19 protein-coding genes and 1 tRNA gene are annotated in these 21419 nt (G+C 67.2%); 12 read left to right on the top strand and 8 right to left on the bottom strand.

The genetic code is table 11. The features are described from left to right. A partial coding sequence (locus GONAM_RS21660; protein ID WP_006868894.1) for a DHA2 family efflux MFS transporter permease subunit occupies positions 1 to 1541 on the bottom strand: 1541 nt, incomplete at its 3' end. A gap of 106 nt (positions 1542 to 1647) precedes the next feature. Between GONAM_RS21660 and GONAM_RS21655 the strand changes: the two genes are divergently transcribed. Continuing rightward, positions 1648 to 2238: a TetR/AcrR family transcriptional regulator gene (locus GONAM_RS21655; protein WP_006868893.1), complete on the top strand. Its 591-nt coding sequence runs from the start codon at positions 1648 to 1650 to the stop codon at positions 2236 to 2238. 27 nt (positions 2239 to 2265) lie between these two features. Here the strand turns inward: GONAM_RS21655 and GONAM_RS23065 are convergent, their stop codons facing one another. From GONAM_RS23065 to GONAM_RS21635, 4 genes are all read right to left on the bottom strand, one after another. Next, positions 2266 to 3984: a hypothetical protein gene (locus GONAM_RS23065; protein ID WP_006868892.1), complete on the bottom strand. Its 1719-nt coding sequence runs from the start codon at positions 3982 to 3984 to the stop codon at positions 2266 to 2268. Positions 3985 to 4064: 80 nt separating this feature from the next. After that, on the bottom strand, positions 4065 to 5501 hold the full coding sequence (locus GONAM_RS21645; protein WP_006868891.1) for a UDP-glucose dehydrogenase family protein: 1437 nt from the start codon (positions 5499 to 5501) through the stop codon (positions 4065 to 4067). A 143-nt stretch (positions 5502 to 5644) separates the two neighbouring features. Beyond that, a complete protein-coding gene (gene dcd, locus GONAM_RS21640) occupies positions 5645 to 6217 on the bottom strand; it encodes a dCTP deaminase (protein ID WP_006868890.1) in 573 nt (190 codons plus the stop codon). Positions 6218 to 6226: 9 nt separating this feature from the next. Continuing rightward, the gene (locus tag GONAM_RS21635) at positions 6227 to 7747 is read right to left on the bottom strand and encodes an HNH endonuclease signature motif containing protein (protein ID WP_006868889.1); all 1521 of its coding nucleotides are present in this window, start codon (positions 7745 to 7747) and stop codon (positions 6227 to 6229) included. A gap of 156 nt (positions 7748 to 7903) precedes the next feature. Between GONAM_RS21635 and GONAM_RS21630 the strand changes: the two genes are divergently transcribed. The 5 genes from GONAM_RS21630 to GONAM_RS21620 all read left to right on the top strand — a co-directional run bounded on the left by GONAM_RS21630 (position 7904) and on the right by GONAM_RS21620 (position 11028). Further along, positions 7904 to 7977, top strand: a tRNA-Gly gene (locus GONAM_RS21630). A 429-nt stretch (positions 7978 to 8406) separates the two neighbouring features. Further along, complete coding sequence (locus GONAM_RS23060; protein ID WP_255220633.1) at positions 8407 to 8538, top strand: hypothetical protein; 132 nt, start codon at positions 8407 to 8409, stop codon at positions 8536 to 8538. Beyond that, positions 8535 to 10001, top strand: a complete 1467-nt coding sequence (locus GONAM_RS21625) for a sodium:solute symporter family protein (RefSeq protein ID WP_006868888.1) — start codon at positions 8535 to 8537, stop codon at positions 9999 to 10001. Before GONAM_RS23060 ends, GONAM_RS21625 begins: the two co-directional genes overlap by 4 nt. 90 nt (positions 10002 to 10091) lie before the next feature. Continuing rightward, positions 10092 to 10238: a hypothetical protein gene (locus GONAM_RS22720; RefSeq protein ID WP_157159194.1), complete on the top strand. Its 147-nt coding sequence runs from the start codon at positions 10092 to 10094 to the stop codon at positions 10236 to 10238. Between the two features lie 31 nt (positions 10239 to 10269). Next, positions 10270 to 11028, top strand: coding sequence for an NADPH-dependent F420 reductase (locus GONAM_RS21620; RefSeq protein ID WP_280985378.1), 759 nt, complete (start codon positions 10270 to 10272; stop codon positions 11026 to 11028). A 64-nt stretch (positions 11029 to 11092) separates the two neighbouring features. Here GONAM_RS21620 and GONAM_RS21615 read toward each other — a convergent pair whose 3' ends face one another. Beyond that, complete coding sequence (locus GONAM_RS21615; protein WP_006868886.1) at positions 11093 to 11719, bottom strand: TetR/AcrR family transcriptional regulator; 627 nt, start codon at positions 11717 to 11719, stop codon at positions 11093 to 11095. Between the two features lie 92 nt (positions 11720 to 11811). Between GONAM_RS21615 and GONAM_RS21610 the strand changes: the two genes are divergently transcribed. Beyond that, positions 11812 to 12495, top strand: coding sequence for an SGNH/GDSL hydrolase family protein (locus tag GONAM_RS21610; RefSeq protein WP_006868885.1), 684 nt, complete (start codon positions 11812 to 11814; stop codon positions 12493 to 12495). A 38-nt stretch (positions 12496 to 12533) separates the two neighbouring features. On the opposite strand, the gene GONAM_RS21605 is transcribed toward GONAM_RS21610, so the two are convergent. Further along, positions 12534 to 13403: a LysR family transcriptional regulator substrate-binding protein gene (locus GONAM_RS21605; protein ID WP_040537174.1), complete on the bottom strand. Its 870-nt coding sequence runs from the start codon at positions 13401 to 13403 to the stop codon at positions 12534 to 12536. A gap of 41 nt (positions 13404 to 13444) precedes the next feature. On the opposite strand from GONAM_RS21605, the gene GONAM_RS21600 reads away from it, so the two are divergent. The 5 genes from GONAM_RS21600 to GONAM_RS21580 all read left to right on the top strand — a co-directional run bounded on the left by GONAM_RS21600 (position 13445) and on the right by GONAM_RS21580 (position 20660). Beyond that, positions 13445 to 13831, top strand: coding sequence for a DUF5997 family protein (locus GONAM_RS21600; RefSeq protein ID WP_006868883.1), 387 nt, complete (start codon positions 13445 to 13447; stop codon positions 13829 to 13831). A gap of 284 nt (positions 13832 to 14115) precedes the next feature. Further along, positions 14116 to 15996 (top strand): Vgb family protein, encoded by a 1881-nt coding sequence (locus GONAM_RS21595; protein ID WP_006868882.1) that lies wholly within the window; start codon positions 14116 to 14118, stop codon positions 15994 to 15996. Between the two features lie 289 nt (positions 15997 to 16285). Next, positions 16286 to 18502: an MMPL family transporter gene (locus tag GONAM_RS21590; protein ID WP_006868881.1), complete on the top strand. Its 2217-nt coding sequence runs from the start codon at positions 16286 to 16288 to the stop codon at positions 18500 to 18502. A gap of 2 nt (positions 18503 to 18504) precedes the next feature. After that, a complete protein-coding gene (locus tag GONAM_RS21585; protein ID WP_006868880.1) occupies positions 18505 to 19140 on the top strand; it encodes a TetR family transcriptional regulator in 636 nt (211 codons plus the stop codon). Between the two features lie 236 nt (positions 19141 to 19376). Continuing rightward, positions 19377 to 20660 carry a hypothetical protein gene (locus tag GONAM_RS21580; protein ID WP_006868879.1) on the top strand — a complete coding sequence of 428 codons (1284 nt, stop codon included), beginning with the start codon at positions 19377 to 19379 and terminating at the stop codon, positions 20658 to 20660. Positions 20661 to 20684: 24 nt separating this feature from the next. Here the strand turns inward: GONAM_RS21580 and GONAM_RS21575 are convergent, their stop codons facing one another. Next, positions 20685 to 21401, bottom strand: coding sequence for a GntR family transcriptional regulator (locus GONAM_RS21575; RefSeq protein ID WP_006868878.1), 717 nt, complete (start codon positions 21399 to 21401; stop codon positions 20685 to 20687). Between the last annotated feature and the right edge of the window lie 18 nt (positions 21402 to 21419).

Raw genomic sequence — 21419 nt, 5'->3', positions numbered from 1 at the left:
GAAGGATGCGTCTCGAAGGGCAGCTGCCGCCCGCCTACCGTGCCGCGCAGCAGGAACACCGCCGCCACACCGGCTGCCGCGGTGATGACCACCGCCGCCCACACCGCGTTGTGCAGGCCGTCCATGAACACCTCCTGGACTGCGGCACGGACCGTGTCGCTCATCGCGGTGGGCACCCGGCCGGCGACCTCGACCCCGGCCATCACCGATTGCTCCGCGGTCGCAACCACCTCTCGGGGTAACCCACTGCCCGACAGCCGATCCCCGATGCCGGCGACATAGGCCGAGGTCAGGATCGAACCGAGCACCGCGACGCCGAGGGTGCCGCCGATCTCGCGGGTGGTGTCGTTGACCGCGCTCCCGGCACCTGCCTGTTCGGGACGCAGCGCATCCATGATGAGCTGCGTGCAGGGGCCCGAGATGAACGCCAGACCGGCGGCCATCAACGACATGGCCCAGATGATCAGTTCCCAGTATCCCGATGTCCGCGAAGACAACTCGACGAGGGCGAACCCGCCGGACATCAGGAAGGCACCCGTCACCGCGACGTAGCGCGCCCCGAACCGGTGCGACAGGACCATCGCCACCGGCGACAGCACCGCCATCACGATGGCGAACGGCAGGGTCCGCACACCGGCGGCGAGCGGGCCGTATCCCTTGACCGCCTGGAAGAACTGGGTGATCAGGAAGATGAACCCGAACAGGGCGAAGAACGCCACACTGATCATCCCGGCGGCAGTGGCGAAGTGCCGGTTGGCGAACAACCGCACGTCGAGGATGGGATGGGCGATCCGCAGCTGGGTCACCACGAACACGGTCAGGATCGCCAGAGCAGCAACGATTCCTAGGATCGTGCGGGGCTCACCCCAACCGACGTGCGGTGCTTCGATCAAGGTGTACGTGAGCAACCCCAGACCCGCGACCGAGAGAGCCACCCCGGCGGCGTCGAACCGGGGCACCGCCAGCGGTCGGGTACCGGGCACCACCGTGAGGATGACGGCGAGCGCGACCAGTCCGAACGGGACGTTGACCCAGAACACCGACGTCCACGAGAAGTGTTCGAGCAACCAGCCACCCAGCACGGGACCGATGGCGACGGCGATACCGGAGACCGCCGCCCAGATACCGACCGCCGTCGCGCGTTCCCTGGTGTCGACGAAGATCGTCGTGATGATGGCCAGCGTCGCCGGGAACACCAGTGCCGCAAAGAGTCCCAGACCACCTCGGGAAGCGATGAGCTGTCCGAGGTTCTGCGACGACGCCGCCAGGACCGACACCCCCATGAAGCCGATGACACCGGTGAGGAGCATCCGCCGGTGACCGAACCGGTCGCCCAGATAGCCGCCGGTCAGGAGGAGGCCGGCGAACACGAGCGTGTAAGCGTCGACGATCCATTGCAGGCCGGAGATCCCGGCGTCGAGGTCGCGGGCCAGCGTCGGCAGGGCGACGTTGACGATCGTGTTGTCGATCATGACCAGCAGTTCGACAAAGCTGAGGGCGCCGAGCGCCCACCAGCGTGAGCCCATACGTCCAGTACGCATCGGCATTCTCCTGTTCCGTGAGCGAAGGTTCGGATATGGAACGCCGTACCACTGTTGTAGAACAACGTTCTATTCAAGAAGAACACCGTTCTAGTAGATTGTCAATATGTCCCCCGCAAAGCCGCGCACCCGAACCTCAGCCGCCGAGATCCGTTCATCACTGATCCGAGCCGGCCGCACGATCCTCGAGCGGGACGGCGAGGCGGGGCTGACCGTCCGGGCGGTGGCGGCCGAGGCGAAGGTCGCGCCGATGGGCGTCTACAACCACTTCGACGGCCGCGACGGGCTACTGGATGCCCTGGTCACCGACGGTTACGCCGAGCTGGGCCGTGCGGTGGCCGCCACCGACGACGATCCATCCACGCGTCTGCGGAGCTCGGGGCGCGGCTACCGTCGCTTCGCCACGTCGAGTCCGGTGGTCTACGGGCTGATGTTCTCGGCCCGGTACACACCAGAGCTCGAGGTCGCGGCTCACGCCTTCGAGGTACTGGTCGACGTCATCCGCTACGGTCAGGTCGCGGGGGTGGTCGCGGCGGGCGACCCGACGACGCTCGCGATGCAGACGTGGTCGGCGGTGCACGGGGCGGTCAGCCTGGAACTCATGGGCGCACTGCCACCGGACGTCGAAGCCGACACGAACTACGAGAACGTCCTGGACTTCATCGCGCGGGGCCTGCGGGCACAGCCCGACGAGTGATCCCCTGTCCGACCGATCCCCTACCGACTACGGCAAGACGATCGGCGGTAGTCCGGGGATCGGGTTCGGGATCGTCACGCCGCGCTGCGGCCGCGGTGCGCGGGACCTGGGCCGTGGTGAGGGTGCCGGCTCGTTGGTCGTCACGGGTGGTGGCGGCGGCGTGTAACGCTGCGCCGGTTGACGCGCCTCCGCGAAGATCGCGGGGTCGGCGTACTCCTGGGTGGTCGGGGCCGTCGTCGTCGGCGTGGTCGGACCGGAAACCGGTGCCGGCGAGGACTCGTTGCTCCCCGCGGCCACGGCGACCGCGACTCCGATGACGGCGAGTGCGCAGACCAGTGCCACGCCCGCCAACAACCGCGTCGCCGGGATCTTGCGCCGAGGACCAGACGGCATCGGTTCGGTCTGATGGACGGTCGGATATGGCTCCGGTGCAGGGATGTTCGCGTGCGGCGGCATGACCGGGCCCAACACGTGCTCGTCGGCAGGCTCGGGTTCCCGAACCGGAGTGGGCCCGGAATGCGCCACCAGGGCACCGAAAGCCGTTGCGGGAACCGGGTCCGCCGGTTGCGTGAACGGCGACCGGTAATTCTGGTCAACACCGACGATCGGGAAATCGCCTGAGCGGCCGGGGCTTCCGGCCCGCGCGCCGAAGGGCAGCGAGAGCTTCTCGGTGGGGGCGTCATCAGGTGCGATCCGGGTCACGACTCGATCGTCGTCCCCGGGTACCGGCTCGGCCGGGTACGGACCGTCGGTCGTCGCGGCGGCCTCGACGGAGTGAGTGCTGCCGCTGTCGTCCGCGGCGGCATGGTTCGCGTCATCGCCGGTGAGGGAGACGCGCTCACCGCATTCGGCAACGTCGGCACCGGCATCATCGGCATCTGTGTCGCTGACGTCGGGTTCGGAGGCGTCGGGTTCGGAGGCGTCGGGTTCGGAGGCGTCGGGTTCGGAGGCGTCGGGTTCGGAGGCGTCGGGTTCGGAGGCGTCGGGCTGCGCAGTGGCGGCTTCGGCCGGGGCGTCGGCCGCCGGTCCCCCGACGGGCGTCGACGGGTCATCGGCGGCCGCGTCGCTGGGGTCGTCAGCAGTCACTTCTGGCTCGGACTCCCGCCGGGCGCCGTCGAGCGGCCCGGTTGGTTCTGCGGCGGTCAACGGACCGGGAGCGGCGTCGACGATCGGTACCGGTACGGCTTTCGCGATCCCGTCGCGGAGGCCGGGCCACACGCCGAGGCCGTCGGTGATGACGACGGCATGGGCCTGCGCTCCGGCCACCGCTGCGCGAGCCAACTCTTCACCACGCGCGATGAGCGCACCACCGGCCTCCTCGACATCTCGCCGCGCCATCCGGAACAACCGAATGTGACGGCGTCCCATCAGAAAGGTGCCATCGGAATCCTGCAGTCGTTCACGTCCGCGCGAGATGAGCTCGAAGAGCTCGTCCTGCCACTCGGGCGTCGTCGGCGATTCGACCCGTCCGATCCGGGTCAGGTGGTCGGCGATGGCACGATCGAGCGCTCCGAGCGAGAGCGCGGCGTCGGCATACGTGTCGGCGACCGTGCCGCGGGAGGTGTCGAATCGTCCGACCGACACGCACCCGTTCCCGTCGAGCCCCATGAGGACCACTTGAGGGTCGCCGTCCAGACCGCGCAGACGGAGCTTGGACCGCACGTCGTCGAGCACCGCGGGCTCCACTGGGCGCTCTGCTGCCGCAGAGGCCGGTCCCACAGCCGCATCGAACACCGTGTCGGTCATCTGATAAATCCTGCACTTGTGTGCACCTCGCCCAGCACGCCCCCACGGCGAGAAGGTGCCCCCTGATCAAATCGCGGGGTTCAACCTAACACGTGTACGGAGGGAACCGCTTTCGACGACGAGCCGTTCACCTGCGTGAACGAACTGGTTGTCTCAGTTTTTCGGGCTGGCACCGGTCCGCCGAGCGCGCGGTAATCCCATCCGGCCGACCGCCAGGCCTGGGAGTCGAGGCAGCGTCGGGCGTCGACGATTCGCTTGTGGCGCATCACCGGCGCCAGCTCGTCCGGCGACATGTGCACGAACTCCGCCCATTCGGTTGCGACGACGACGACATCCGCACGATCGCAGGCCGCGCGTGCCGAGGCGGCATAGCTCAGCATCGGTTGCACTCGGCGCGAGTTGTCCATCGCCTGAGGGTCGAACACGGTGACCGATGCACCGTCGAGCGCCAGACGGCCGGCGACGGCGAGCGCAGGAGAGTCCCGGACGTCGTCGCTCTCCGGCTTGAAAGCCGTTCCGAGTACGGCGACGTTACGGCCCAGCACCTCTCCCCCGAGCGCTTCGGCCACCAATTCCGCGGCGGCGCTGCGTCGACGCATGTTGATGGCGTCGACCTCGCGCAGGAACCCCACCGCGCGAGGGGCACCCATCTCATCGGCTCGTGCTGTCAGTGCCCGGATGTCCTTGGGCAGGCAACCTCCGCCGAAACCCAACCCTGCGTTGAGGAAACGCCGCCCGATCCGGGCGTCGTGCCCCATCGCGTCGGCGAGCGTGCCGACGTCGGCGCCGGCGATCTCGCACAGTTCGCTCATCGCATTGATGAACGAGATCTTCGTGGCGAGAAACGCGTTGGACGATACCTTGACGAGTTCAGCTGTGGCCCAGTCGGTCTCGATGAACGGGATTCCGGTTTCGAGGACCTCGCGGTAGATGTCCCGGACCACCTGACCGGCCAGGGATTCCGCCTGCGGGGCCTCCGGGTCGTCGACGAGTCGCCCGACGCCGAGGACCATCCGGTCGGGCGAGAGGGTGTCCTCGACGGCGAAGCCCTCGCGGAGGAACTCCGGGCTCCACGACAGCTCGACGTGAGCTCCCGGCGCGCAGAGTTGCGAGATCCTTTGTGACAGTTCCTCGCACGTGCCGACCGGGACGGTCGACTTGCCGATCAGAACGTGCGTACCCCGGAGCGTGGGCACGAGCGCATCGACGGCCGCGTGGACGTGGGACAGGTCGGCGCGGTGACCACGCACCTCTTGCGGGGTGCCGACGCCGATGAAATGGACCGAGGCGTGGTCGGCGGCGACGGAATGGTCGGTGGTGAAGCGCAACCGACCGGCGTCGAGGTTACGGCGGAGGATGTCGGCGAGCCCGGGTTCGAAGAACGGGACGTCGCCGGCCTGCAGACGTTCGACCTTCTGTGGGTCGATGTCGATACCGACGACGTCGTGTCCGAGTTCGGCCATGCAGGCCGCGTGCGTCGCGCCGAGATAGCCGCAACCGATCACCGTGAGCTTCATGGTTGCAACGATTACCCAGGTGGGCCTGCCGCCAACCAACCGTGGCGTGGCGGGTGGTGATCGGGTAGGTGAACGTCAGTCGACCGCCGCCGGTTGAGTAGGCGAGGAACCTGCGACGAGCCGTATCGAAACCTGTCGCGCAGTCAGTCGTTCTTGATGAAGTTCAGGTACGCCTTGGACGGGGTGGGGCCGCGTTGTCCCTGGTATTTCGAGCCGACCTTTTCGCTGCCGTAGGGGTGCTCGGCCGGGCTGCTGAGTCGGATGAGGCACAGCTGGCCGATCTTCATGCCTGGCCACAGTGTGATCGGGAGGTTGGCGACGTTGGAGAGTTCCAGGGTGATGTGGCCGGAGAAGCCGGGGTCGATGAAGCCGGCGGTCGAGTGGGTGAGAAGGCCGAGGCGACCGAGCGACGACTTTCCTTCGAGGCGTCCGGCGAGGTCGTGGGGCAGGGTGCAGACCTCGAGGGTGGAGCCCAGCACGAACTCACCCGGGTGCAGCACGAACGGCTCACCCTCTGTCGGTTCGACGAGGGTGGTGAGTTCGTCTTGACGTTGGGCCGGGTCGATGTGGGTGTACCGGGTGTTGTTGAACACGCGGAACAGACTGTCGAGCCGGACGTCGACGCTGGAGGGCTGGACGAGCGCAGGGTCGAATGGATCGATGGCGAGGCGCCCGTCAGCGATCTCGGAGCGGATGTCGCGGTCGGAAAGCAGCACGTGTCGAGGTTATCGAATGGTCAGGGTGGATCTGCGGCGGTATCCGACGGCCCCGCCTTCTCTGCCTCGACCCGCGTGCCGAACCGGCGTCGGCAGGCGTCGGCAGGCGTCGGCCCGCATCCGGCTGAGTACCTCGCCGGTGCGGTGGGCGCGGTTCACCCGTGGCGTCTGATCCGGGTGTGATCGCGGCGGGTGCCAGACGACGCGACCTGCGTCGACCCCGTCTGCCACGATGGTGGTCGCCCACTGGTCCTCGCGTGCGCCGACCGCCCGGTTGTGCGCGCCGCATGTGGTGGTCAGGTTGTCGATGTCGGTGGGGCCGTTCTCGGCGGCCCACTCGATGACGTGGTGGAGTTCGGAGTCGAAGGACGAACGAGTGCAGCGTGGGCACGTGCAGCCGCCGTCGCGGCCCACTGCGGCGATCCGCTGCGCTCGGGATGCCAGGCGCTTCGAGCGCCCGAGGTAGAGGACCTCGGCGGTGTTGTCTCGAAAGACCTCCAGGTGCTGCTGCGCTTCGGCGGCGAGTTCGACGGCATCTTTGATCGGGAGCAGTGCGCCTGTCGCGGTGCGCGCGGGAGCTCCGGCACGCTCTCGGAGCGCTGACTCGGTGATCGTGACGATGACGTGCGGTGGCAGTCCGTGGTGAGAACCACCGAGGGCACCGCCGTCGAGGACACAGCGCAGCAGTGCGCTGAATGCGTCGTGGTTGCGTTTCTCGGTCGAGCGGTCGTCACGCTCGGCGGCTGCCGCGAGGGCTTCGGGGTCGGCCTTCGCCGGGTCTCCGATGGGTGACGACGGATCGTCTGGGTTGTTCATGCCCGGCGCTGCCCACACCGCCAGCACGACGTCGAGCATCGCCCGCGTCTTGGGGTCGAGCGTCGCCGTCAGTGTGGACATCAACTGGGCGTCCTGCGGCCCGAGCCGCATGCCCCTCATGCGTGCACGGTCGCGGTCGTCGGTGAGAGTTCCGTCGGGGTCGAGGTGGGCGAGGATGCGTGCGCCGAGTTCGCGGAGCGAGGCCGGGTCGTACTCGCGGGCGTAATGGGCGAGCGTCGCCTCCGCGGCTTCGCGGTCTGCAGCGTCGACGCCGGCCGGGATCTTCCGCATCACCTCGACGATGACGTCGACATTTCTACCCGAGATACCGCCGTCGGCAACGCCTTTCGCGGTTTCCGCGAACCTCGGTTCGAGGGCTTCGCCCTGCATGTCGGGGAACTTGCCGATCGCCCACACACGGTTGAGGAGCCGGTTGGCCTCACCCCTGCGGTTGAGCACGCTGGTGACGAAGTTGGTCACCGTCTGGCAGCCGACCTTGCGGTATGCGGAGCGCTCGTCGATGGCAACCATGTGGTCGGCGAAGAGTGACAGCATGCGACGCTCGGCACGCTCATGCTCAATCGCGACCTCGAGCAGGTCGGTATCGGAGCAGGCTGTGGACGCCGTCTCGCTGATCTCGTCCAGCAGTGCGTGCAGACGCTCGTACTGGTCGAGAAGAAGTGGTTGTGGTGCAGATGGCTCGCCGAAAGCCATGATCAAACCCCCGTCATCATGGCTAACTCGAAACTATGTTCGAGTCTACGTGTGTCCCCGCAGGTGCGCAACCGTTCTGCGAAGAATTTTCGCGCCGCTCGCGGAGACCCCGACCCCGGTTTGCTAGGCTTTCGGTCGCGAGCCCAGCGCTCGCGCGCCGATGTAGTTCAATGGCAGAACATCAGCTTCCCAAGCTGAATACGCGGGTTCGATTCCCGTCATCGGCTCCACACGTACCGGTGCGCCTTCAGACGGCGCCGCGCGTATCGCGAGCGACCAAATTGGCGCGCATGGCATTTCAGGCCTCCTTCGGTGTCCGACGTCATCCTGCATGCAGACTCGACTCTTCTCCGTCCGACTCGGCAGCCCCGGCGGACCAAAGCCGGTCCGCCGGCGACGATTCCCCTGGTAGACCCTGGACGACCCTGCGAATCGATCTCTACCCGTTGCGGAGATGTATACAACCGGCTAGCGTGTTCGACGTGAGAGTGTTGCGTGTCACACGGCCGTAACATGACGAAACACCCTCACGGACTCGTAATCAGGTTCTCCATCAGGGACTTAGCGTCCACCCCGCTCAACGTCGAGCGCAGGAGACCGTCGTACAACCAGCCCTCGGTGTACACAATCATCTCAATATCTAGGAAGAAGGCCACCGGATGGATTCAGTGTCCGTTCCTGCCGTTGCCGCCTCGATCGCCGTCATGGTGCTCGGCGGCGGTGCGCCCCTGGCGGCAGCGCTCATCCTCAACTGGCGCGACCGGGTCAAGTCGAAAGGCGCCGACCAGTGAGTTTGCAGACAGTCTTCACCATTCTGATCGCGGTCTACTTCGTCCTGATCCTCGTAGTCGGACTACGTAGCAACAAGAAGATCAGCACGTCGTCGGACTACAGCGTCGCCGGCCGAAACATGGGTCCGGTCCTGGGCACGATGACTTTCACCGCCACTTACGTTTCCGCCCTCACCGTGATCGGTTTGGTCGGCTCGGCGAATGGCATGGGACTCGCGTTGGTCCCGTACACGTTCGTCGGCCTCGGCTGCGGATTGTTGTTCCTCGTACTCTTGTCCAGTCGGGTCCACCGGGCCGGCCGCACGTCAGAGAGCGTCCCGGAGTTGCTGGGAAAGCGCTACGGGGACAAGACTGTTCGCGTCACGTCGGCCGGAACCATCGTCATCGCCTACTTCGTGTACCTGATCGCCCAGCTCTTCGCGGTCGGCATCCTGCTCTCCACGACGATCGGTTTCAAGGTCTGGGCCGTGATCCTGGTGGTCGGCACCATCTTCGTGCTCTACACCCTCACCGGCGGTATGCAGGCCGTCGCCCGAACCGATGCCTACCAGCTCGTGGTGCTGGTCGCGGCGGTGCTGCTCACGCTCGTCCTGGTCGTCACCAAGGTCGGCAGCGACGGTTTGAGCTGGAGCGACGGCCCCGGCCTGTCGCAGTTCCTCGGCGGTCCGGTACCGAGCGCGATGCTCGCCTTCGGCTGGGGCCTCTCGTGGGGGCTCGGCGTCGCCTGCATGCCGAATTACCTGCAGCGCATCCTGTCCTGCCCGGACGTCCGGACCACGCGACTGGTTCTCGGCTGGGGCTCGGCCATCTCCTTCTGGCTGGTGAACGCGCCCATCCTGGTCATCGGCATCGGTATCGCGATCATCGACCCGACCATGACCGGCGACTCGGCACTACCGTCGTTCCTGCTCACGCACGGCGGCACGATCATCGCGGCTCTCGCCCTGACCGGCCTGATCTCCGCGGTGATGTCGACGACCGACTCGCTACTCCACGTCATGGGCGTGTACTTCGGACGCGACATCCTCTGCACTCTGCGGAAGATCGATGATGACGCAACAGCATTGAAGCTCGCCCGGATCTCCACCGGTGCGATCGGCGCGCTGGCCGTCGCCACGGCCACCTACATGTCGTTCAGTCCGCTGCCGCTGATCCTCACGTTCGCGTCCTACGCCGTTTCGCTCCTCGCCGCCGGACTGTTCGTCCCGCTCTTCATCGGCCTGCTCTGGCCGGGGGCGTCGAAGACCGGTGCCGTGGCGTCAATGGTTGTCGGCGTCATCGTGCTGATCGTGTTCGAGGTCCTGCGCAAACAGGGCGTCATCGAGCTTCACGGCATCGTTCCCACGTTGGTGTGCGCGATCATCGCGATGATCGTCGGATCGTGGTGGGACGGCCGCCGGGCCGTGTCGACGACACCGCAGTCCGATGAGGTGGAACAACCGGTCGCCGTTCCGACGGTGTGATCGACCCGCGGCCGGGCTGTCGTCTCGCAGAGAATGCGACACGGCAGCCCGGCTGTGTCATGTGCCCACCCCGCCGTCCACAATCGTGAGATGCCGAGCGGAACATCCTCACACGGCAACTCCTCCCGGGACGGTTCGACGATCCGGGAGGAGGCCGTCGCCGACTGCGCGATGACCGATCGCCCCACGCATTACCTGCAATGGTGGCGCAGGCTGGTCGACGTCCCCCGACGCTGACCCGTTCGGCGAACACGCTGCGTCACCCCTGTTGATCCCCGGGTCACACAAATCCCGGCCCGGGGAATGCGCCCACCGCGACCACCGTTGCGCGAAGAGTCAACGACATCGTCGGAAGAGGTACAGCATGAAGATCGGGATCATCGGAGCAGGATTCATCGGCGGAACGCTGACTCGCCGGCTGACCGAACTGGGACATGAGGTCCGCGTGTCGAATTCGCGTGCGCCCGAGACGCTTTCGGAGCTTGCGGAGGAAACCGGCGCTACAGCCGTGTGGGCAAAGGACGCAGCCGAGGACGCCGATCTCGTCATCGTGTCCATCCCGCAGAAGAACACCCCTGACCTGGCCCCGGGCATCCTCGACTCCCGCAAACCGGGCGCTCCGGTCATCGAGACCAACAACTACTACCCGCAGCAACGCGACGGGAAGATCGAGGCCATCGAGAACGGCACCCCCGAGAGCGTGTGGGTGTCCGAGCAGCTCGGGGTGCCCGTATACAAGGTGTTCAACGGGATCTACTGGAAGCACCTGCTCAAGAAGGGTCTCCCGGACGGCGCCGAGGGCCGGATCGCACTGCCGATCGCCGGCGACGACCCGGACGGCAAGACGATCGTGTTCGCCATCGTCGACGAGCTCGGTTTCGACCCGGTCGACGCCGGGCCGCTCGCCGAGTCGTGGCGTCAGCAGCCGGGAACACCCGTCTACGGCAAGGATTTCGGCGTCGACGACACGCTCGCCGCACTCGAGGAGGCGTCGCCGGAACGCACCCCGGAGTGGCGCGCGGCCTGACCGCTGCCCCCGGCCTGACATCCAGAGTTCCGTGTGATCTCGTGTCCGTTTTCCGGACGCACGATCACACGGAACTCGTCGGCGTTTCAGCGAGAAGATCGTCGACGATGGCGCGCGCGGTGGCCAGCGCCGTCTCGTCCCCGATACGCGCGCCGGTGTTGGCGGCCGCAACCACGGCGTCCAGCTGGAACGCGAGACTGTGCGCATCGCGCCCGGCCAGGTGCCCGTCCTCCTGAGCGCGGCGAATCTCCCTCTCCAGCAAGGTGAACCAGTCCCGACGGTCGGCGTCTATGGCGTCGCGAACAGGGCCGGTGCGGCTGTCGAACTCCACCGTCGTGGCCACCCGGAAACACCCGCCGGGCATCACCGGTTCGCCGATGTAGTCGAACCAGCGGTCGACGAGCGCCCGCAACCGAGGCATCCCCGCCGGCTCCGAACGCGCCGGCGTCACGACATGCTCGATGAACACCTCGCGCGCTGCCTGTACCGCGGCCAGCTGCAGGTTCTCCTTGCTCCCGAAGAGCGTCGCCACGCCGCTCTTGCTGACCCCGAGATCGGTGGCCAGTTTGCCGAGACTCAGCCCCGTCAAGCCTTCCGCCGACGCCACGTCGGCCGCGTGACGAGCGATCGTCGCGCGCGCCCGGGCACCCTTGATCAGCCGCTGGTCGGAAATCTGCGTCGCATCAACCACCCCCTCATCTTGGCACCCAGGCCTTGCTATGTCGAACGAACGGTCGTACGTTAATCAATACGCACGACCGTACGTTCTTTTTGGAGGTAGCGATGACCGTCGAACAGATGCCGTCCGAGGCGGGGACACTGACCGAGGCGAACGACCCGATGCTGCTCAGCGAGGCCGCAGCTCGCGAACTGCTCAGAGGTGCACCGTGGCAGCGGTTCGCCGTCCTCGGCGACTCGGTCGCCGCCGGCACCGGCGATCCGTGGCCCGGTTACGCCGACGTTCCATGGGCGGACCGGCTCGCGGCAACGATGACTGCCGTGCGTCCCGACCTCGTCTACCTCAACACCGGCGTCTACAGCGCGACGATCGATCAGGTTCGCCGCGAACAACTCTCGACGATCCTCGACTTCCAACCCGACCTCGTCCACGTCTCCTGCGGCGGGAACGACCTGTTCTACGGTTCGGATCTGACAGACATCGAACGGGATCTCGACTCCCTGTGCGCCGTCCTCGCTGCCAGTGGTGCGCAACTGTCCCTGTTCACGCTCGCCAACGCGTTCACCGACCGGCTACGCCGCTTTCAGCCGAGCTTCGCTGCTTACGCCGACATCGTCCGACGCGTCGCCGCCAACCATGATGCGATCCTCACCGAGTTCTGGGACCACCCCGCGCGCCTACGCGCGAACTGGCTGAGCGCCGACCGTATCCACCTCACGAAAGCCGGCCACGCAGTGGTCGCGACCGAGGTCACCCGGTCGCTGGGCCGAGCGATCCACGGTGCATGAAATGGCGCGCGCGTTGTCGAAAACGCTGTGACGCAACATCATCGACGCTTCGGGCGCACCCCGGGCTTCTTACGTCCGCTCTTCCCCGGGATCTTGCCCGCGGCCTCGCGCGCGGCACGCTTCGCGGCGGCCTTCTCCTTGGCCGACCGTTTCGGCGCAGGTTCGGACTGTCCCCTCGACGATGTCGCCTTGCGGCCGCGCACGATCCCGATGAACTCGTCGGCGAGTTCGGTCGTCGGGGCCGGCCACAGCAGGCCGACGGTGCCGGTCGGCGCGTCGGTGACCGGGCGGTAGACGAGATCCTTGCGGTGGTGCAACCGCGCCAGCGACTGGGGCACCAGAAGGACCCCTATGCCCGCGGCGACGAGTTCGATTGCGTCGCCGGTGGTTTCCGGACGGTGCTCGACGGCGGTGCCGGGACCTCGATACGCGGCGTCCTCGCTACGCTCGGTCGGCGCTACTCGGCCAGCAGCAATACCCGCGTCCTCGCTACGCTCGGTCGGCGCTACTCGGCCGGCAGGACCGATGCCGGCGACCGGCTCATCGAGCGGCCACAGGAACTGCTCGTCGGCGAGATCTGCGAGGGTCAGCTCGTCCCCCGCAGTGAGCACGTGATCCTTGGGGACCACGACGACGGTGGTCTCCTCGTACAGTTCGATCGTGTGGTGCGGACCGGCCTCGCCGTGCCGCAGGGCGTCGGGCAGACGCGTGATCGCCATCTGCACATTTCCCTGAGCGACGGCGCCCGCGCACTCGGCGACCTCGAGGGCGACCAGTTCCAGCGGGACGCCGGGCTGCCGCTCCGACCAGATGCGCACCCATTTGCCGGGGGTCACGCCGGGGACGTATCCCAATCGGAACGTCGAAGCCCCGGAATCGCCTGCCCGGTCGGGTGTGGTCACGACCAAAGGCTACCGCCCGATACCCTGGGGCAATGAGTTCGCAGTCGATGAAACCGGCCACCGCCGCCAAGAAGCTGGACGTGTACCTGCCGGCGACCCCCGCGGAGTTCCGCGAGGGTTCCATCACGCGCGCCGAGCTCGCCGCCCTTCAGGCCGATCCGCCGGAGTGGCTGAAGACCCTCCGCGCCGAGGGACCGCACCCGAAGAACCTGGTCGCGGCCAAGCTCGGTGTCTCCAACTCGGCGCTGGTCCGCAACGGGATCACCGAGGCGCTGACCACTGCGCAGATCAACGACCTACTCGCCGAGATGCCCGAGTGGCTCGCCGCCGAGCGCGCCACGCAGGTGGAGGTCCGCCGCGAGGAACGACGCGTCAAGTCCCTCCACGAGGATCGTCGCCGGGACCGCGAGGAAGCCGAGAACCCCGAGGCCTGACCTGTCGGCCAGAGAAGCCCAGCCCCGCCCCAGCCCCGCTCAGGGAACCGACAGCACGCCGTTGCCATCCCGCGTTCCGCCGTCACAGACCGTCTCGGCCCTCGCAATGCCCACAGGCGCCCGGGGATTCACCGACGCAGTGGACGTAGACCTCTGGTGTGACCGTTTCGCGAACTTCACCGATCCATCTTCGTTATCCTCCCAGCGAACCCACCCAGGGTGAATCCCGCGTGAGGAGACCAGAGGTGCCGCGTCGAAACCACCACCGTCGGACGGTGATCGCAGTGGCTGCTGCAATCGGCCTCGTCGGACCCCTGTGCTTCTCCGGAGCCGGTCCCACACCCGCGGCCCCGACCCCGTCGGTCTCCGGCGCGGTGGCCGCCGACGGTCCCGCACGGGCATGGGATGTGCGCGCCTGGATCACCGGGACCGACTCGTCGACGGCACGCAGTGCGGGGGTCGCGCGGTCGGACCGATCCGGTCGCTTCACTCTCCGACCCACCGCACAGCCCAGCGCGGACGAGGCCTTCTACGTGACGGCCACCCCGGCGGGACAACCGAATTCGTTCACGACCCTCGCCACCATCTCACCGACCCTGCCCTCCCGCCTGACCGTGAACGAGCTGACCACCGTCGCAACGGGTTACGCCATGGCACAGTTCGTCGACGACACTCGCATCAGCGGACGGGCACCGGGAGTGCGCAATGCGGCGTCGATGGCCGGCAACCTCGCCGACCCGACCAGTGGCCGGATCGGTTCCACCCTCGCCTCCGCACCGAACGGCGCACAGACGTCGACCCAGGCCGCCTTCCTCTCGCTGTCCAATGCGCTTGCCGCCTGCACGTCGTCGGCCGAGGGATGCGCCGCCCTCCGATCCGCGACGACGACCCCGCTGAGCGGCCGACCGTCGAACATGGTCGAGGCGATGGCCAACATGGCGAAGAGCCCGGAGCACAACCCTGCCGGGCTGTTCGGCGTCGCGCTGCGCAGACCCGCTCGACCCGGCGCGCTTCCGCTCCCTCCCGCCGCCTGGACACTGGCGCTCCGATTCGACGGCGGCGGTGGGCTACTCGCCGGCCCGGGCAACTTCGTCATCGGCGAGGGCGGCGACATCTGGGTCAACGCGAACTACGAGTACAACGCCGATCCGCGAACCCCGGTGTGCGGCAGCAAGTATCTCTTCCGCTTCGGGCCCGACGGCACACTCGTCGGCGGACGCCCCATCACCGGCGGCGGCCTCAGCGGCGCCGGTTACGGCATCACCCGGGACCACTCCGGCGACATCTGGGTCAGCAACTACGGCTTCGCCGCACCGGAACCGGGCTGCCCCGCCGACCGCCAGCCGCCGCACAACTCGATGTCGAAGTTCAGCGCACAGGGTGAAGCCCTCTCTCCGCCCGCCGGATTCACACAGGGGTCGATCAGCTGGCCGCAGGGCATGACCACCGACCGCACCGGATCGGTGTGGACCACCAACTGCGCCACCAACTCGCTGACCGTCTTCCCCGACGGCGACCCGAGCCGGGCCCGCAACATCAAGGTCGACGTCAAGCAACCCTTCCATCTCGTCGACAACGGCCGAGCTCTCTTCGTCAGTGGCCTGCAGAGCAGTTCGATCGCGATGCTCGATCGATCCGGGCGACCGTTGCGCACCCCGATCACCGGACCCCACGTCGACAATCCGCTGGGCCTGGCCACCGATGCCCGCGGCAACGTGTGGATCGCGAACTCCGGGGTGATCACCCTGCCGTGCCCCGACCGTCCCACCGGCACGGGATCATTCGGTTCCGTGTCCGCTCTCGGCCCGACGGGCAAAACCCTCGTCGGGCCGCTGCGCGGTGGCGGCATCACGATCCCGTGGGGCATCACAACCGACGGCGACGGCAACGTCTGGGTCGGCAACTTCGCCGGTAAGCGCGTCTCGAAGTTCTGCGGCGCGAACGCCGCCACCTGCCCGCCCGGCAAGCGCACCGGCGACGCCATCTCCCCGGACGTGACCGGCTACTTCTTCGACGGGCTGGCGCGCAGCACCGGCATCATCGTCGACCCCGCGGGCAATGTCTGGACGACGAACAACTGGAAAGAGGTCCCGCTCCAGACCAACCCCGGCGGACTCCACATCGTCGCCCTGGTCGGTGCCGCGGCCCCGGTCCCGGTGCGCTGACCGGTCCGCAACCGTCGACCCACCACCACACAGACACCGCGCCGGTGATCGCCACCGCGTCCGTGTGTCCGATTTGCGGAACTTTGTCACAGATTTCACTCTAATTCGCGTGACTAACGGAAGCGTGCAGGTCACGCTTGTCATCGCGCCGGAATCGGGGACCAGTGCGAAAGTGGTACTCAGTAACTAGTGTTAGTCACTAACACATGTGGCGCGACCGTCGCATGTCGCATCAACGGTCGGCGCCGGCGCCGGCCCTGCGCTCGAAAACCGAAAGGGTTCACACGCCATGGCGTCGCTTCTGTTCAGGCTGGGGAGTTTCTCCTTCCGGCACAAATGGGCCGTCATCGCGGCCTGGCTGGCCGCGATGATCGCGGTCGTCTCACTCGTCGGCGTTCTCCAGCCGAAATTCGCCCAGGACTTCAGCCTTCCCGGAACCGACTCCGGCACAGCCACCGAGCAGGTCCAGGAGTACTTCCCGCAGGTCATGAAGGAGCAGGAGCGCGCCTCCACGAGCATCCTCGTCGCCGCGGACGACGGCCTGCAGAACCACACCGACCAGATCAACAAGCTGGCCGAGGATCTGCGCACACTGCCCGATGTCATCGCGCCGGAGACCGTGGTGAACCCGGTCGTGGCCGCCGCCGTCGACCCGGCGATCGCCCCGTCGGTCCTCGGTGACAACGGTCGCGTCGGTCTCATCCAGGTCCGTCAGAACATCACGGTCATGGACCTGACGGCCGAGAACAAAGAAGAGCTCGTCAAGATCCTCGACGAGAATCGCGGCAACGGCCTACAGGTCGAGGCCACCGGCGCGCTGATGCAGGTCATGGATCAGGGCGGCGCCGCCGAGCTGATCGGCTTCGCCATCGCCTTCGTGGTCATGATCGTCGCCTTCGGCGCTCTGATCGCCGCATTCATCCCGCTGGTCACCGCCATCGTCGGCGTCGCGATCACCATCATGCTGCTCACGCTCTCGGCAGAGCTGCTCTCGATCAACCAGTCCGCCACCGCCATCGTCACGATGCTCGGCATCGCGGTGTCCATCGACTACGCGCTCTTCATCGTGTCCCGGTACCGAGCCGAACTGAACCGAGGTGGTGATGCGGCCGATGCCGCCGGCCGCGCGGTCGGCACGGCGGGATCCGCGGTCGTGTTCGCCGGTCTCACGGTCATCATCGCGGTCGTCGCCCTCGTTGTCATCGGCATCCCGATCATCACCCAGATGGGTGCCGGCGCCGCCGTCGCGATCTTCATCGCCGTCTCCGCCGCACTCACGCTCATCCCTGCCCTCCTCGGCGCGTTCGGTCGTTTCGCCTTCCGCCCGAAGATCCCGTGGATCAAGCACGCCGAGCAAGCCGAGTCCGGCGACACCCTGGGAGTCCGCCTGGGCCGCACCGTTGTCAAGGCCCCGATCCCGTTCATCGTCATCGGCCTGCTCGCTCTCGCCGCGGCGGCCATCCCGGCCACCAAGATGGAGCTGGGCCTGTCGCTGTCGACCGAGGACGAGGCACCGGCACAGGCGTTGCTGAGCAAGGGATTCGGTGAGGGCATCAACGGCCCGCTGCTCGTCGTCCTGCACGACGACGACGCCCCGATCGCACCCGTCGCCAACGAGGCCGTCAAGCACATCGCCGGCCTGAAGGACGTCGTCAACCCCGAAACCCTCACCTGGATCGGCAACGAGGGCGGACAGAACGGCAACACCGCGCTCATCACCGTGACACCGAAGAGCGCACCTTCGTCCGCGGCGACGCACACGCTGATGGACAACATCCGCGCGTACTCGCCGACCGTCGACAAGGAAGGCGCCGAGCTGCACGTCGGCGGACAGACCGCGATCATGTCGGACCTCTCGCAGAAGCTCGACGACGCTCTGATCCCCTACCTGATCGTGGTCGTCGGCCTCGCGTTCCTGATCATGATCGGCGTCTTCCGCTCGCTCTGGGTGCCGCTGGTCGGCACGGTCGGCTTCATCTTCTCGGTGCTCGCGACCTTCGGCATCACCGTCGCGATCTTCCAGGAGGGCTGGCTCGGGATCATCACGAACACCCAGCCGATCATCTCGTTCCTGCCGATCTTCCTGATCGGCGTTGTCTTCGGCCTCGCAATGGACTACCAGGTGTTCCTGGTGACCCGAATGCGCGAGGAGTACATCCACGGCATGACCGCCAAGGAGGCCATCGTCGCGGGTTACCGGCACGGCGCCCGCGTGGTGACCTCCGCGGCGATCATCATGATCAGCGTCTTTGCCGCGTTCATGCTGTCGCCGGAGACGACGGCCAAGATGATGGGCTTCGCCCTCGCCTCGGCAGTCCTGTTCGACGCCTTCGTGATCCGCATGCTGGTCGTCCCGGCCGTCATCGCCCTTCTCGGCGACCGCGCCTGGACCCTGCCGCGCTGGCTCGACAAGCTCGTCATCAACTTCGACATCGAGGGCGAAGCAGTCCGCCACCGCGGACTCCCGGACCCGGACGACGAGAAGACGCCGGTACCGGCGAGCTGACCGTGTCCACCGCACCACCCACCACCGACGCCCCGGGCAACCGCCCGGGGCGTCGGCCCGGGTTGCGCGAGCAACAGAAGATGCGCACCCGCAACGCCATCCGCGAGGCAGCCCTGCATCTCATCGCCGAACAGGGTTACGCGAAGACGACCGTCGAGCAGATCGCCGAGACCGCCGGCGTCTCCCACACGACCTTCTTCCGCTACTTCCCCACCAAGGAACAGGTGGTGGTCGGCGGAGAACATTTCGAGTCCGAGGCGCGCGCCATCGTCGAATCGATGCCACCCGGACTCGGTCACTTCGACCTCATCCGGCGGCTGTTCACCGAACTCCACCGACTCACCGTCGACGACCCGTGGGTCGGCAATCCGCTTCGGATGCAACTGATCCGGTCGGAACCCCTGCTGCAGAAGACCTTTCAGGCCGAGTCCGAGCGGATGATGACCGGGATGCGGCAGCTCATAGCCGACTACCTCGGCCGCGACGCCGACGACTTCGCCCTCGGCGTGTTCCTCGACGCGGTGGCCGGGGTGACCTTTCGGCTCGCGACCGAAGGTGACGACAACCCAGTGGACCTGCAGATCGAGACAACCCTGCGTGCGATCGACCTTCTCGAGCAGGGTCTTCCGCTCGACTGACCCCCGGCTGCAACCGGAATGCGCCCCTGAAATGCGCCCCTGGAATGCACCCCCGGTAAGCACCCTCCAGAGCGGCGCGGGCGACATGGTGTTGTCGGTCCGGCCATGGAGGGCGTATTTCGGGGGCGGTTCCGAGGGGCGCATTTTCGTGACGCCTTTCGATCCAGTTTCCGAAAGCTGCAGTGCACGGGCATAACCCAACCTACGATGAGCTGATCCGTGCAGGAGGGATCAGCATGCGCCTCACCCGTCGCTTCCAGATCCGGCTCTGGCCACGCGCTCTCGCGGTCTCCGCGCTGACGTTCGTCCTTGTCGCGACGTCGTTGATCGCGGCCTCACCGCCGACGGCCCGGGGTTTCGCCGAGGACATCTGTTACACGCCAGGGGCACCACCCCACAACTGCGCACCGTTGCCGTTCGCCTGCCCGCCGAACAACGGCGACGATCCGTTGTGCGGTATCCGCGGCGCCATCCGTTACGGCTACACGCTGCAGCAACCGCTCGGCGGACGCAGTCTGGTGCACACGGATTCGACGTACATCATGGCGCGCAAGGTGGGCTTCTCGCTGCAGGACGCCTATTGGATCGCCGCCTACAGCGAGGCCACCGACCTCGGTACCTTCGCGCCCCGTGACATGCGCAGCAACAAGGTCCCGCACGCAGCCGCGTTGACCACCAGGGACATCAGCGGCCTCGTGCGCACTCACTTCAACACCGGCGGGTTCCTCTTCCACGTGCTGCCGACGATGCGTGATCCTCGATCGCCGGTACCGAACGGGTTGCGACCCAACGTGAACGATCCGCGGCACGAAGTGATGCTCACCCACATCCGGCGCTGGGCCATGGAAGGCCCCGGCAGCGACGCACCCCTGTGCACCGGCGGTTTCACCGACCGGACCGCACGCGGCGACTTTTCCACCGGAACAACGTGTTACGGCGGTCGCAACCCGGCCCAGATCACCGGCCAGTACAGCGTCGCCTATCCGGTCACCCTCCCCTTCCAGAACGTGACCGGCCGCCAGGTCATCACCGACGGGGTGACCTCGGAGCGATTCGACTCCTACGTCGGTGAGCAGTCGGCCAACGCGCGTATCGGCATCTACATCCACGCACTCGGCGACCGGATCTCGCACCATACGTGCACCGACCGGGCCACGATGACGCCACCGACGCCGCGACACCGCGCCTTCGACATCGACCTGGTCGATCGCGCCTGCAATCAGGGACCGCACGCGGTGCGCCACGAATACGAGACCGGCGTGGACTTCCACGATCTCGCTGCGGAGGACCGCACCACCGAGGCAGCCCTCTCGATGGTCTACGACGAGCTGGTGAACTTCGCCCGTGAGCGCGGGGTGCTGGACCCGGCAGCCACGAGCCCGGCAGCGAAGACCACGGTGGTCACCAACGGCCTGATTCCCGCGCTCGAGCGGCGCAATCCCGAGGCCCGAATCCGCGCGGTGACCGCGGTCGGTTGCGGTCTCGGCGTGCCGGCGTTCCCGGGTAGCCCGTCCTGCTGATCCCGGCGGCCCCGGCGAGTCGCACTAGTCAGCCGAAGCGGCCTCGGACTCGTCCTCGACGTGCAGCAAGGCCTTGACGCGAACATCTCGCGTCCGCTGCAGGTGACGTGTGATCAGGTCGCGCGCCGCGGCGACATCGCGTGCCCGCATCGCGTCGATGATCTGGAGATGCTCGTCGTGGCTGTGGGACAGGTTTCCGGTCTCGGCCAGCGACTGGGTCTCGTAGGTTGCGAGCTGAGAGGTCAAGCGCTCCAACACCTCACAGATGGTGTCATTGCGTGAGGCGGCAGCGAGGACGCGATGCCAACGCCGGTGCAGCTGCCGTGCACGGTCGTGGTCGGCTTCGGCGACGGCATTCTCGTGAACGAGCGTCAGCCTCGCGAAGTCGAGCTCGGTCGCGTGCCGGATCGCCGATTCCACGGCCTCGGCCTCGAGAGCGATACGCACCTGGTAGATGTCGTAGATCTCCTCGGGCGTACGAACCCTGACCACCGCGCCGCGCGGGCCGCGTTCGACGAGACCTTCCGCCTCGAGCCGCAACAGGGCGTCACGCACCGGCGCGCGGGAGACACCGTGCCGGTTGCTGAGCGCGACTTCTTGCAGTGCGCCACCCGGGGGCGGGTTGCCGGCGAGGATCTCCTGCCGGATCACCTGATACAGAGCACCACGCCCACCCGCCGCATCGGCGTTCGATTCGCCGGCGGCCGAACCCGGCGCCGGCTCGAGAACTTCTCGTGGCACATGCCCTCCTATGGCGAT

The sequence above is a fragment of the Gordonia namibiensis NBRC 108229 genome (genome assembly GCF_000298235.1).
Lineage (GTDB): Bacteria > Actinomycetota > Actinomycetes > Mycobacteriales > Mycobacteriaceae > Gordonia > Gordonia namibiensis.
Note: the sequence above shows the minus strand (reverse complement) of the source record. Positions and strands in the feature narration are given on the sequence as shown.